This is a genomic window from Microbacterium sp. NPDC080220, assembly GCF_040686395.1.
GTDB classification, from domain to species: domain Bacteria; phylum Actinomycetota; class Actinomycetes; order Actinomycetales; family Microbacteriaceae; genus Microbacterium; species Microbacterium gawkjiense.
Map to the genome: position 1 here is coordinate 1 of NZ_JBFBOP010000018.1, position 11,881 is coordinate 11,881.

An 11,881-nucleotide genomic window follows, 5' to 3' on the forward strand; every position below is an offset into this window, starting at 1 on the left:
TGGACGGGCGGCCGGACGGGACCCCGTCCGGCCGCCCCGTCTCTCCACGGTTTCCCTCGTCGAAAGGCCCACATGAACTTCCCCGATCTCGCAGGACGCACTGCGGTCGTCACCGGTGGTGCGCGTGGCATCGGCTACTCGCTCGCCTCCGCACTCGCACGCCAGGGCGTGCACATCGCGCTCCTCGATCTGCTGCCCGACGTCGCAGCCTCGGCCGAGCGCCTCGCCGCCGAGACCGGGGTGATGACCGCGTCGGCCACCGTCGATGTGACAGATGCCGCATCCGTCGAAGCGGCCTTCGCCGCCGTGCGCGAGGAGCTCGGCGTCGCCGACATCCTCGTGACCGCCGCAGGCATCACGATCTGGGGCGACTCCGCCGAGGTCGAGCCGGCCGCGTGGTCGAAGGTCATCGACGTCAACCTCAGCGGGACCTTCTACGCCACCCAGTCCTTCGCCCGCCCGTTGCTGGCCGAGGGCCGCGACGGCTCGGCGATCCTCATCTCCTCGATGTCGGGCCGCGTCGTGAACGTGCCGCAGCACCAGGCTTCCTACAACGCCTCGAAGGCCGCGGTCGACCAGCTCGCGAAATCGCTCGCAGTCGAGTGGGCCCCCGCGGTGCGGGTCAACGCGATCGCGCCCGGCTACATCCTCTCCGACATGACCCGGCAGTTCACCGAGCAGAATCCCGACCTCGCGGCCGAATGGGTCGGGATGATCCCGGCCGGTCGCATGGGCGAGCCGGCCGACCTCGACGGCATCGTGCTGCTCCTCGCCTCGTCGGCGGCGTCGTACCTGACCGGCCAGACGCTCGTCGTCGACGGCGGCTACACCGCGATCTGACCGTGCGCCTCGCCTATCTCGCCGTCGACCTCGGGTCGGCCAGCCTCCGCGTGATGCTGGGCCTGCTCGATGAGGTCGACGGCGTGCCCCACCTCACGATCCGTGAGGTGCACCGTCTCGCGAACGTGCCGGTCCCGAGGCCCGAGGGGCTCGGCTGGGACGTGCCCGCGCTGTGGGCAGGGGTGCTCGACGGGTTGCGAGCGGGCATCGCCACCGCGGACGCAGCGGGGGCAACGCTCCGGGGGATCGGCGTCGACGCGTGGGGTGTCGACTATGCGCGCCTCGACGTCGGCGGGTCGCTCCGTCCGTTCATGCGCCACCACCGCGATGCCGATCCGGTCCGCGCCGCGCAGACCTCGGCAACGCGCGACCTCCCGGCCGACTACGCGCTCACCGGCGTGCTCGACCAGGCGATCAACACGTCGCACCAGCTCCGGCAGGACGCCGCGGCCGGCATCGGCGACCCGTCGGACGTGATCCTCCTCACGGCCGACGTGTTCGTGCATCTGCTCACCGGGCGGGTGGGGGCCGAACCTTCGCTCGCCTCGACGACCGCCCTGGTCGACGCGACCACCGGTGATTGGGCCGACACGCTCATCGCCGACGCGCACGTCCACCTCCCCGGCATCGTCCCCACCGGGGCGTCGGCCGGCGAGACGACCCCCGAGGTGACGCAGGCGATCGGGGCGCGGCATCCGATCCCCGTCTGGTCGGTCACCGCGCACGACACTGCGGCCGCGTTCAGTGCCGTGACGGATGCCACCGACGTCGGCACCGGTGTGGTGTCGAGCGGGAGCTGGGCGGTGGTCGGGGTCGCGCTCGCGGAGCCGCTGTTGAACGAACGGGCCCGTTTCGGCGGATTCACGCAGGAGATCGGCGTCGGGGGCGACACGCTGCTCGTCAAGAACCTGAGCGGGATGTGGCTGCTGCAGCAGACCCTCCGGGAATGGGCCGTCGCCGACGGCGAAGCGCCCGGCTCGCTCGACACCCTGCTGGGATTGCTCGCGGACGCCGAGCGCAGCACCTACCGAGGCCGGTTCGACCCGGCGGATCCGGCACTGCAGGCGCCCGACGACCTCGCCACACGGCTGGCGGATGCCTGCGCCGCCTCGGGAGCGGAACGTCCTGCGTCGCGGGGAGATCTCGTGCGCGCGATCCTCGACAGCCTGGCGACCGCGTGGGCGGACACGTTCGACGAGATCGAGCAGCTCACGGGCGTCGCCCTGGAGCGGGTCCGCATCCTCGGCGGCGGCGCTCGCGGTGACCTGCTGTGCTCGCTCGCCGCGGCGCGCACCGGTCGCACGGTCATCGCGGGCCCCATCGAGGCGTCGGTCCGTGGCGTCCTCCTGCAGGCCGCGGTCGCTGCGGGAGACCTCCCGAGCCTCGCCGCAGTGCGGGGGATCGCCGTCGACGACGGCGAAGGCCCCGACCGTTCGTTCCCACCCCCGACCCGATCGGAGATCCAGCATGGATCCGCGTGACCTGCTCACCGACCTCAGCCGCCGCCTCGGCGCACCCGCCATGGACGCAGCCCTCCTCGGCGAGGGCAACACCTCGGTCCGCGACGGCGACACGATGCTCGTGAAGGCTTCCGGTGCCGTCCTCGGCGACGCTGAGCCGGGCGACTTCGTGCGCGTCGACCTCGCCGAAGCGCTCGCCCTCATCTCCGACGATGCGGCGGGCGACGCCGAGGTCGCCGCCGTGTTCGACGCGGTCGCCGCACGCGAAGGGCGCCGCCCGTCCGTCGAAGCGCTCCTGCACGTGGTGCTGTACGAGGGCACCGACGCGCGGGTGATTGCCCACTCCCACCCGACCGACGTGAACGCGTTGCTCTGCTCGCAGCATTCCGAACTCCTCGTCGCGGGCGGGCTCTTCCCCGACCAGCTCGTCGTGCTCGGCGCGCACCCGCTGCTCGTCCCGTACGTCGATCCCGGGCTGAAGCTGGCCCGAGCCGTCCGCGACCTGCTGCGCGCGCACATCGACCGGCACGGCGAGGCGCCCGGGGTGGTGTACCTGCAGAACCACGGCATGTTCGCGATCGGCTCGAATCCGTCGCAGGTGCTCGGCATGACGGCGATGGCGCAGAAGTGCGCTCGCGCGATCATCGGGGCGCAGGCCGTGGGTGGCGTGCGGTTCATGCCCGAAGACGAGGCGACGCGCATCGTGACACGCCCCGACGAACAGTACCGGCGGGCCCTGCTCGCAGAAGGAGCACGATGAACCGCACGACCCTCGAGGGCAAGGTCGCCCTCCTCACCGGTGCGAGCTCGGGCATCGGCCTCGCGACCGCCCAGGCACTCGTCGCCGAAGGCTGCCGCGTCGTCGCGGTCGCCCGCGATCAGGCTCGGCTCGCCGAGCTCGCGGCATCCGCCCCCGAGCTCGTCACCACGATCGCAGCCGATGTGTCGGATGCCGCATCGGCGCAGCGGATCGTCGACGAGACGGTGCGCCTGCACGGGCGACTCGACATCGTGCTCCCCAACGCCGGGGTCTACGTCGGCGGCGACCTCACCACGTCGTCGATCGACGACATCGCGGCGCTCGTGGCGACCAACGTCACCGGCGTGATGGCGCTCGTGCGTGCTGCGCTGCCGACCCTTCTCGAGCAGGGCTCGGGTGACGTGTTCGTCACGAGCTCGGTCTCGGGGCACCAGGACATCGAGTGGGAGCCGGTGTACTCGGCCTCCAAGCACGCCGTCCAGTCGTTCGTGCACACCGTGCGCAGGCAGTACGCCGAATCGGGGGTGCGGATCGGGGCGATCGCCCCCGGTGTCGTCCTCAACCCACTGTGGGGCTACACGCACGGGTCTGCCGAAGAAGCGCAGAAGATCGCCGAGCGCACCGGCATCCGCTCGACCGACGTCGCCGACACGATCGTGTTCATGCTGACGAGGCCCGCGCACGTCGTGATCCGCGACCTCGTCCTGCTGCCGACCGGACAGGTGATCTGATGGCCGCCGCGATGCGAGGACTGCTCGAACATCGCCGTGCCGTCGCCGCGTTCAACTTCATCCAGCTCGAGGTAGCCGAGGCGATCGTGGCGGGTGCGGAGGCCGCCGGTCATCCGGTCGTGCTGCAGCTCTCGCAGAACGCGGTCGCGTTCCACGGTGGGCTGGCGCCCGCCGCGACAGCGGCGCTGCGGCTGGCCGAGGGCGCATCGGTGCCGGTCGTGGTGCATCTGGACCACGCGACCGAGGAAGCCCTCATCGACGAGGCGCTCGCGCTCGGCGTGCCCTCGGTCATGTACGACGCGGCGTACCTTCCCGACGCCGAGAACGTCGCACGGACGGCCGCCGTCGTCGAACGCGCGCACGCCGTTGGCGCGTGGGTCGAAGCCGAGCTGGGCGAGGTCGGAGGCAAGGGTGCGCACTCCCCCGGTGTCCGCACGAACGTCGACGACGCGGTCGCATTCGTCGCCGCGACCGGCGTCGACGCGCTCGCGGTCGCGGTGGGCAGCGAGCACGCCATGCGCGAGCGCAGCGCGTCGCTCGACGAAGGATTGATCCGCTCGCTCGCCGCACGCGTGCCCGCACCGCTCGTGCTGCACGGGTCGAGTGGCGTGTCGGATGCCGGCATCGAGGGGGCGATCACGGCGGGGATGCGGAAGATCAACATCGGCACCCACCTGAACGCGGTGCTCACCGGGGTCGTACGCGCGGAACTCGACCGCGATCCGTCGGTCATCGACCCGCGGGCGTACCTGCGCCCCGCCCGAGACGCGGTCACCGCCGAGGTCGCGCGGCTGGTGCGACGCATCTCGGGTGCCGCGTGAGCGTCGTCACCCTCACCCCGGCGGGCGCGATCGACGCCACCTACCGGGTCGGGACGCTCGCTCGCGGCGACTTCATGCGAGCCTCGTCGTACGAGCGCGAGCTCAGCGGGAAAGGTGTCAACGTCTCGGCGGCGCTCGCTCGTGCCGGTGTCGACACGGTGGCCGTCGTCGTGCTGGGGGAGGACGATGTCGCGTTCGCCTCGGGGACGCCGCTCGCCGGGATGCTGCAGGTCGTCACCGTGCCCGGTGCGACCCGCGTCAACACGTCGATCATCGACGCCGGTGGTGCGACGACCAAGGTGAACGCGCCGACACCGCCCCTGCCGCCGGGTATCTGGGCGCACGCTCGCGCCGCGGTGACGGCGGCGGTGTCACGCCTCGACGCACGCTGGCTCATCGTCTCGGGGTCGATCCCCGTCGGCGCCGACCTCGCGGAGGTGCTTGCGGACGCGCGCCGCCGCGGTGTGCGCGTCGCGCTCGACACGAGCGGCCCGGCGCTGACGGCCGCGGCATCCGCGCCCGCCGGGATCGCGCTCATGAAGCCGAACACCCACGAGCTCGCCGAACTCGTGAGGCGGCCGCTCCGAACCGTCGGCGAGGTCGCGGACGCGGCACGCTCGCTCGTCGAGCGAGGCGTCGAGACGGTGTACACCAGCATGGGCGCCGACGGCGTGCTCGTCGTGTCGGCGGTCGGCGTCGTCCACGCCCACGCGGTCGCGACGGCCGTCGTCAACACCGCGGGCGCCGGGGATGCCTCGCTCGCAGGGCTTGTCGCGGGGCTCGGCGACGACGACCCGCGGAGTCCGGATGCGCTCGCCCGCGCCGCGGCGACAGCCGCCGCATGGGGTGCGCACGCCGTCTCGCAGGCGACGACCCTGCTGCCCGGAGTGGACGGGCTGCCCGTCGCCCGGGTCACGCGCGACCCCGACCCGTCGACGCAGCTGACCGAGCCCGCGGGCTGAGGTCGCGTCAGCGCACGCGCAGCCGCAGGCCGTCGCCGGTCGCTTCGAGCTCCACGACGTCGAGCCCGTCGAGGACGACGTCGCCCGGGAGTTCGTGCGCCTCGACCGTGCCGGTGAGCGCGAGCACCGAGCACCCGGCGGCCCGGGCTGCGGCGATGCCGGCGGCGGCGTCCTCGACCACGAGGCACCGGGCGGGATCGACCCCCAGCGCCGCCGCCGCGGTCAGGAACGGCTCGGGGTCGGGTTTGCCGCGGGTCACGTCGTCGGCCGTCACGAAGACGTCGGGCGGGGTGAATCCCGCGGCTCCCAGGCGTGCTGACGCGAGCCGGTGCGTGCCCGAGGTGACGATTGCGCGTCGCGCGACCGGGACGGCATCGAAGAACGCGCGGGCGCCCCGGACGGGCGCGAGATCGACGGCATCGTCGACCTCGAGATCGGTGACCCGGGAGAGGCCCTCATCGAACAGGTCGGCCGGCAGCAACTTCGAGATGAGTACCCGCGCCGGCTGGCCGTGGTTTTCGTGCAGCGCCTCCGCGGAAACGCCGTAGTGCTCTGCGAAACGCCGCCACGACCGCACGACCGAGGCGGTCGAATCCACCAGTGTGCCGTCGAGGTCGAACAGCACCGCGTCGAAGGTGCGCGAGAACAGCGCGGCGTCCGGGTCGAGGTGCCGACGCAGGCCGAGCTCGGGGAGGAGTCGCGCGATCTGCTGCGATGTCGAGAGCTCGGCATCGATCGTGATGACCTCGACGGCGGGTGCGGCCGGGGCGATGTCGTCGCGGTGCGCATCGCGGGCTTCGCCGCGCGCCGCGCGCCGTGCCGCGAACAGCTGCGGATCGCCGCTCAGGTGCACGACGCGGAGGTCGGCGGCCGCCACCGCGTCGTGCAGTCGGCGCCAGTCGTCGCCCCCGGCGAGTTCGGCGGTGAACGGTGCGACGAGCACCGCGCCGCCCGCCGACGAGACCGCGTCGGCGGCCACGGCCCGCAGGGCCGCATAGCGTCCGGCCCGGATCGCCGGAGCGTGCGCGGAGGTCAGCCAATGAGTACCGAAGATCGTGTCACCGAGGGCATCGAGCAGAGGCGTCGTCACCGAGTCGAGGTCGACCAGCGGCAGGGCGAGCGCCTGTGCGAGCGTGCGGCCAAGCGTCGTCTTGCCGCTTCCGGCCACGCCGGTGACGGCGACGACGGTCGGGCGAGGTATTTGACAGGACCGAGTCATACCCCCACCATAGACGTAGCAAGTCACCGGTGTCATGCTTGATTTCACGCGGTTCGTGAATCTGGGATACGCACCGCTGCGAAGGGCTCGCCGGAGAGTCCGAGAGAGGAATCCCGTGTCCGACGAAGAACGCGCCGCACCCGATCAGCGCGTTGCCGCACCCGTCGCCGAGCCGCTCGTCGCGGGCATCGACCTGGGCAGTACCGGCATCAAGATGCTCGTGCTCGACGCCGACGGCGCCGAGGTCGCGAGCCGTCAGGTGCCCACCCCTTGGCGCGTCGGCGACGGCGGCACCACCGAGATGGATGCAGAAGCGCTGCTGCGTGGCATCCGCACCCTCACCGAAGAGATCGACGCGGCCCTCGCTGTGCACACCGACGCGCCGATCGCGGCCCTCGCGATCGCCGGCATGGGCGAGACGGGCATGCTTATCGACGCCGAGGGGACGGCCGTCGCTCCCGGGTTCGCGTGGTTCGATCCGCGCGGCGTCGCGCAGGCGGCATCCTTCCCCGACACCGTCCGCGACGAGTTCGCGGGACGCACCGGACTGCCGCTCGGGGCGCAGGTCACGGTCGCCAAGCTCGCGTACCTCCGCGACAGTGGGGTCGACCTCGGCGGCCTCCGCTGGCTCGATCTGCCCGAGTTCGTCGCGGCCTCGCTCGGCGGCGACATCGCCCTCGAGTACTCGCTCGTCTCGCGCACCGGCCTCATCGACCAAGACACGGGCGCCGCCTGGCCAGAGATGCTCGCGGCGCTCGGCATCTCGGAGCACTTCCTGCCCGCGCTCCGAGGCGGCGGCACGGCATGGGGTCGGATCGACGAGCAGTGGGGTGCGCGACTCGCCGGAGCCGCGTTGACCGTCGCCGGCCACGACCACCTCGTCGCCGCGGCAGCCGCAGGAACGCTCGACACCTCGGGCTACCACGTCTCACTCGGCACCGCGGAGGTCCTGTTGCGCGTGCTCGACGCCCCGCTCGGCTTCGACGCCCGCCGGCGCCTGGCCGACGCCCTCATCAACGAGGTGCGGCACATCGTGCCCGGCAAACACGTGCTCGTCGCCGGCGTGAAGACGGGGCTGCTGCTGCGTCGCGCGCTGCAGTCGGTGGGCATCGGCGACCGTGCCGGTCGTGACGCGCTGGATGCGGCGGTGTCGGCCCTCCCTCTCGAGGGGGCGCTCCCCGCCGGCTCCATCGAGGTCGCCGGCGCCCGCAACGACGACGGTGTGCTGCGCCTCGTGCTGCACACCGACGCCGTGACGCCAGCCGAGATCTTCGGCGCCGTGCTGCGGCACAGCAACGACGAGATCGTCCAGCTCATCGAGGCCATGGACCGCGAGGTCGCTCCGGCGACGCACGCGACCCTGACCGGCGGGTGGGCGGGGATGGCGTCGGTGCGCCGTGCGCGCGCCGCCGTCCTGCCAGACCTCCGCGTCTCCTCGCGTGAGGAAGAGACCGCGTACGGTGCCGCGCTCGTCGCGCAGGCACTGCTGACCCCGGTCGCCGCGCCCGCGGCGACCGTCTGACCCGCACGACCCATCCCTAGGAGACCCATGAGCACGCTCACCGCAGTCAACCCGCTGACCACGCTGGAGCGCCGCGCGCTGCAGTCGATCTCGACGTCCGACGGCAACATGCTGATCGTCGCCGCAGACCAGCGCAACAGCATGAAAGCCGTCATCAAGGACGCGCCGAACGGCTCCGACGCCATCACGCGCGAAGAGCTCATCGAGGTGAAGGCCGACCTGGTGCGTCACCTCGCCAACCACGGCCCCGCGATCCTCCTCGACCCCGAGGTGGCCGTCCCCTACGTCGTCGACGAGGGCGTGATCGCCCGTGACACCGCGCTCGTCGTGGGCCTGGACGCCTCGGGCGCCGAGACCGTCGACGGCCTCAAGTACACCCGGTTCGTCCCGGGCGTGACGCCCCGTACCGTGCGTGACCTCGGCGGCGGCGTCGCCAAGATGCTCTACTACACGCGCCCCGACCGACAGGGGACGGATTCCCGAATCTTCGCCGAGATGCGCGACCTCATCGCCGAGTGCAATGCCGAGGGCGTGCTGCTCATCGTCGAGCTGCTGACCTACCAGCTCGAAGGCGAGAGCGACGAAGACTACGCCGCCGCGTTCGCCGGTCTCGTCGCCGACGGCGCCGCGCTCGCGGTAAGGGCCGGTGCGAAGATCCTGAAGCTGCAGTACCCCGGGTCGGCCGAGGCTTCGGCCGCGGTCACCGAGGCCGCCCAGGGCGTGCCGTGGGCCGTGCTGTCGGCTGGTGTCGACCACGAGACGTTCATCGGTCAGGTGGCGACCGCCGTCGCCAACGGTGCGTCGGGCGCGATGGCCGGCCGCTCGCTGTGGAAGGACAGCCTCTCGTACGATGCCACCCTGCGCGAGGAGCTGCTCACCGGCCGCGCACTCCCGCGCCTGCGCGAGCTCGCCGACGCCGTCGACGGCCGCCGGGGCTGAGGACGCGAGTGGCCCCGGTAGATTTACCGGGGCCACTGCACACCATGAGCGGGAGGGAGACGCCGGTGACGACGATGCGAGATGTCGCCGCGCGTGCGGGCGTGAGCACGAAGACCGTCTCGCGCGTGTTCAACGACGACCCGCACGTCCTGCCTGCGACGCGGAGCATCGTCGAGCAGGCGATGCGCGAGCTGAACTACGTGCCGAACGTGCTCGCGACGACCTTCCGCGCGGGCCGTACCTCGGTGATCGGCGTTGCGGTGCCCGACATCGTCGACCCGTTCTTCGCCGCGATCTCGCGTGCCGTCGAGGACACCGCCCGTGAGCGCGGCATCTCGACGCTCGTGACGAGCCTCGGCGACCCGGAGGACGAGCGCGCGGCGATCGAGTCGATGCTCGGTCGTCAGCTCTCCGGGCTCGTGGTCGCACCGGTCGGCACCGACCATTCGTGGCTCGACCGTTGGCGCGAGCACACCCCCATCGTCTTCGTCGACCGGGCCCCCGTGGGGCTTGCGACCGACGCCTTCACCGAGGCCGATGAGGCCGGCGCCGTGCTCGCCGTGCAGCACCTCTTCTCGCACGGTCACCGGCGCGTCGCGTACATCGGCGATGTCGTGCACCTGTCGACCGAGACGAAGCGCTTCGAGGGGTGGCGGCGCGCACAGCGCGAGGCCGGCATCGACATCGACGACGACCTCGTGCGCGTGTTCGTTTCGGATCGGGATGCCGCACGTGACGCGGTCGCCGCGCTGCGCGCGTTGCCGGACCCGCCCACCGCAATCTTCTCCGCGAACGCCCGCTGCTCGATGGCGCTGGCGTACGAGCTGCGCGAGACGCCGATGGCGATGGTCGGATTCGGTGATTTCCCGATGGCCGACGCACTCACGCCCTCGATCTCGGTCATCGATCAGGATCCACGGCGCCTGGGCGCCCTCGCTGCCGAGCGCATATTCGCCAGGCTCCAAGGCGCGCCGGGCGAGCCCGAGTCGACCGTGCTCGACGTGGCGCTCGTCGAACGCGAGTCGTGCGCGGTGGCGTCGCGTCGGTGACCGCGCGAGATGCCTCAGGCTCAGGCCAGCGCGGCGATCGCGCCGCGTGCGCCGCGCGAACGCAGCGATGCGCGCGCCTCGTCGAAGGCAGCTCGCAGGGCACCGTTCGCGCCGAGATCCCCGAACACCGGGCGGTAGTCGAGGAGCGTGTCCGCTGCGACGGCCGCCTGCAGGTCTGCGAGTCGTCGATCCGACAGCGGGGTCGGCTCGCCCTGTTCGGTGCGCCCTTCGAGGAAGACGCCCCACGCGGCCAGCACGAGCGCCGCGTGGTCGATGCGGCCGCCGTCGGCGAGCCGAGCGCGCACGACGGGCAGGAGGAACTTCGGCAACCGGTCCGAACCGTCGACCACCTGGCGGGCGAGGGTGTCGCCCACCGCTTCGCTGCCGAAGCGCGCGAGCAGCGACTCGACGTATTCGCCGAGATCGATCCCGGGCACCGGCTGCAGCGTCGGGATCGCCTCGTCGTGCATGTAGTCGCGCAGGAAGCCCGCGAACAACGGATCGGCACAAACCTCGTGCACCGTGGTCGCGCCGGAGAGGATGCCGAGATAGCTCATGGCTTGGTGCGACGCGTTCAGCAGCCGCAGCTTCATGAGCTCGTAGGGCATGACGTCGGCGACCAGCTGGACGCCGACCTGCTCGAACGGCGGGCGGCCGAGCGAGAAGTCGTCCTCGAGCACCCACTGTTCGAACGACTCCGAGCGCACCGGCCACTGGTCGTCGACGCCGAAGCGTGCACTGACGGCTGCGCGGGTCTCGTCGGTGGTCGCCGGGGTGATGCGGTCGACCATCGAGTTCGGGAAGCGCACTGCGGCCTCGATCCACGCCGCGAGCTCGGGATCCTGCTGTGCGGCGAAGCCGAGGACGGCGGTGCGGGCGACGGTGCCGTTCCCCTGGATGTTGTCGCATGACATCACGGTGAACGGAGGGATGCCGCCGGCGCGGCGACGCGCGAGCGCGGTGACGAGGTAGCCGAGCACGCTCTGCGGGGTGCTGGAGTCTGCGAGGTCGGCGAGGGTGCCGGCATCCGTCGGAGCGAAGGTTCCGGTCGCGTCGTCGACGCCGTATCCGCCTTCGGTGATGGTGAGCGAGACGATGCGAGTCGCCGGGTCGGCGAGCTTGGCGAGGACGGCCTCGGGGTCGTCGGGCGCGTAGAGGTACTCGACGATGGAGCCGATGACGCGGGCCTGTTCGGAACCGTCCGGGGCGGCGGTCACGAGGGTGTAGAGCCCGTCCTGCGCGCGCAGCGCATCGCGCATCGCGAGGTCGAACGGCATGATGCCGACGCCGCAGATGCCCCAATCGGTCTCGCCGGCTGCGAGCAGGCGGTCGACGAACACGGCTTCGTGGGCACGGTGGAACCCGCCGACGCCGAAGTGCACGATGCTCGTGCGGACGGCGCTGCGGTCGTAGCCCGGGCGGGCGACGTCGGCGGCGAGGGAGTCGAGGGTCTCGGCGGTGAGGGCAACCATGGGGGCATCCTTGCGGCAAATGGTGACCCGCGGGGCGCTTATTCCAGCGCCCCGCGGGTGGTTCGTGCCCTGTGGGACGCCGGGAACGGCGCCCCACAGGTGCTGC

Annotated in this window: 11 protein-coding genes; 9 read left to right on the forward strand and 2 right to left on the reverse strand. The window is 72.0% G+C overall.

Annotated elements, in window-relative coordinates:
- The first annotated feature begins 72 nt into the window (after positions 1 to 72).
- The 6 genes from AB0P29_RS15960 to AB0P29_RS15985 are packed head-to-tail and all read left to right on the forward strand — an operon-like array spanning position 73 to position 5,574.
- Positions 73 to 840: an SDR family oxidoreductase gene (locus AB0P29_RS15960; protein ID WP_363381177.1), complete on the forward strand. Its 768-nt coding sequence runs from the start codon at positions 73 to 75 to the stop codon at positions 838 to 840.
- Positions 841 to 842: 2 nt separating this feature from the next.
- Positions 843 to 2,321 (forward strand): FGGY-family carbohydrate kinase, encoded by a 1,479-nt coding sequence (locus tag AB0P29_RS15965; protein WP_363381179.1) that lies wholly within the window; start codon positions 843 to 845, stop codon positions 2,319 to 2,321.
- Positions 2,308 to 3,060 carry a class II aldolase/adducin family protein gene (locus AB0P29_RS15970; protein ID WP_363381181.1) on the forward strand — a complete coding sequence of 251 codons (753 nt, stop codon included), beginning with the start codon at positions 2,308 to 2,310 and terminating at the stop codon, positions 3,058 to 3,060. The genes AB0P29_RS15965 and AB0P29_RS15970 overlap by 14 nt, the downstream gene beginning before the upstream one ends.
- The gene (locus AB0P29_RS15975; protein WP_363381184.1) at positions 3,057 to 3,791 is read left to right on the forward strand and encodes an SDR family oxidoreductase; all 735 of its coding nucleotides are present in this window, start codon (positions 3,057 to 3,059) and stop codon (positions 3,789 to 3,791) included. Before AB0P29_RS15970 ends, AB0P29_RS15975 begins: the two co-directional genes overlap by 4 nt.
- A complete protein-coding gene (locus tag AB0P29_RS15980) occupies positions 3,791 to 4,612 on the forward strand; it encodes a class II fructose-bisphosphate aldolase (protein ID WP_363381186.1) in 822 nt (273 codons plus the stop codon). Before AB0P29_RS15975 ends, AB0P29_RS15980 begins: the two co-directional genes overlap by 1 nt.
- Complete coding sequence (locus tag AB0P29_RS15985; RefSeq protein WP_363381189.1) at positions 4,609 to 5,574, forward strand: PfkB family carbohydrate kinase; 966 nt, start codon at positions 4,609 to 4,611, stop codon at positions 5,572 to 5,574. The genes AB0P29_RS15980 and AB0P29_RS15985 overlap by 4 nt, the downstream gene beginning before the upstream one ends.
- 7 nt (positions 5,575 to 5,581) lie before the next feature.
- Here the strand turns inward: AB0P29_RS15985 and AB0P29_RS15990 are convergent, their stop codons facing one another.
- On the reverse strand, positions 5,582 to 6,793 hold the full coding sequence (locus tag AB0P29_RS15990) for an HAD-IA family hydrolase (RefSeq protein WP_363381192.1): 1,212 nt from the start codon (positions 6,791 to 6,793) through the stop codon (positions 5,582 to 5,584).
- Positions 6,794 to 6,908: 115 nt separating this feature from the next.
- On the opposite strand from AB0P29_RS15990, the gene AB0P29_RS15995 reads away from it, so the two are divergent.
- From AB0P29_RS15995 to AB0P29_RS16005, 3 genes are all read left to right on the forward strand, one after another.
- On the forward strand, positions 6,909 to 8,315 hold the full coding sequence (locus AB0P29_RS15995; protein WP_363381195.1) for an FGGY family carbohydrate kinase: 1,407 nt from the start codon (positions 6,909 to 6,911) through the stop codon (positions 8,313 to 8,315).
- 27 nt (positions 8,316 to 8,342) lie between these two features.
- The gene (locus AB0P29_RS16000; protein ID WP_363381198.1) at positions 8,343 to 9,254 is read left to right on the forward strand and encodes a hypothetical protein; all 912 of its coding nucleotides are present in this window, start codon (positions 8,343 to 8,345) and stop codon (positions 9,252 to 9,254) included.
- A 74-nt stretch (positions 9,255 to 9,328) separates the two neighbouring features.
- Complete coding sequence (locus AB0P29_RS16005; RefSeq protein ID WP_363381204.1) at positions 9,329 to 10,303, forward strand: LacI family DNA-binding transcriptional regulator; 975 nt, start codon at positions 9,329 to 9,331, stop codon at positions 10,301 to 10,303.
- Positions 10,304 to 10,323: 20 nt separating this feature from the next.
- On the opposite strand, the gene AB0P29_RS16010 is transcribed toward AB0P29_RS16005, so the two are convergent.
- Complete coding sequence (locus AB0P29_RS16010; RefSeq protein ID WP_363381201.1) at positions 10,324 to 11,775, reverse strand: mannitol dehydrogenase family protein; 1,452 nt, start codon at positions 11,773 to 11,775, stop codon at positions 10,324 to 10,326.
- Positions 11,776 to 11,881 lie beyond the last annotated feature (106 nt).

Bases quoted from the DNA above. Each gene is read 5' to 3' on its own strand.
- AB0P29_RS15960 (WP_363381177.1), top strand. From the start codon at position 73: ATGAACTTCCCCGATCTCGCAGGACGCACTGCGGTCGTCACCGGTGGT.
- AB0P29_RS16005 (WP_363381204.1), top strand. From the start codon at position 9,329: ATGCGAGATGTCGCCGCGCGTGCGGGCGTGAGCACGAAGACCGTCTCG.
- AB0P29_RS15990 (WP_363381192.1), bottom strand. From the start codon at position 6,793: ATGACTCGGTCCTGTCAAATACCTCGCCCGACCGTCGTCGCCGTCACC.
- AB0P29_RS15975 (WP_363381184.1), top strand. From the start codon at position 3,057: ATGAACCGCACGACCCTCGAGGGCAAGGTCGCCCTCCTCACCGGTGCG.
- AB0P29_RS15980 (WP_363381186.1), top strand. From the start codon at position 3,791: ATGGCCGCCGCGATGCGAGGACTGCTCGAACATCGCCGTGCCGTCGCC.
- AB0P29_RS16010 (WP_363381201.1), bottom strand. From the start codon at position 11,775: ATGGTTGCCCTCACCGCCGAGACCCTCGACTCCCTCGCCGCCGACGTC.
- AB0P29_RS15970 (WP_363381181.1), top strand. From the start codon at position 2,308: ATGGATCCGCGTGACCTGCTCACCGACCTCAGCCGCCGCCTCGGCGCA.
- AB0P29_RS16000 (WP_363381198.1), top strand. From the start codon at position 8,343: ATGAGCACGCTCACCGCAGTCAACCCGCTGACCACGCTGGAGCGCCGC.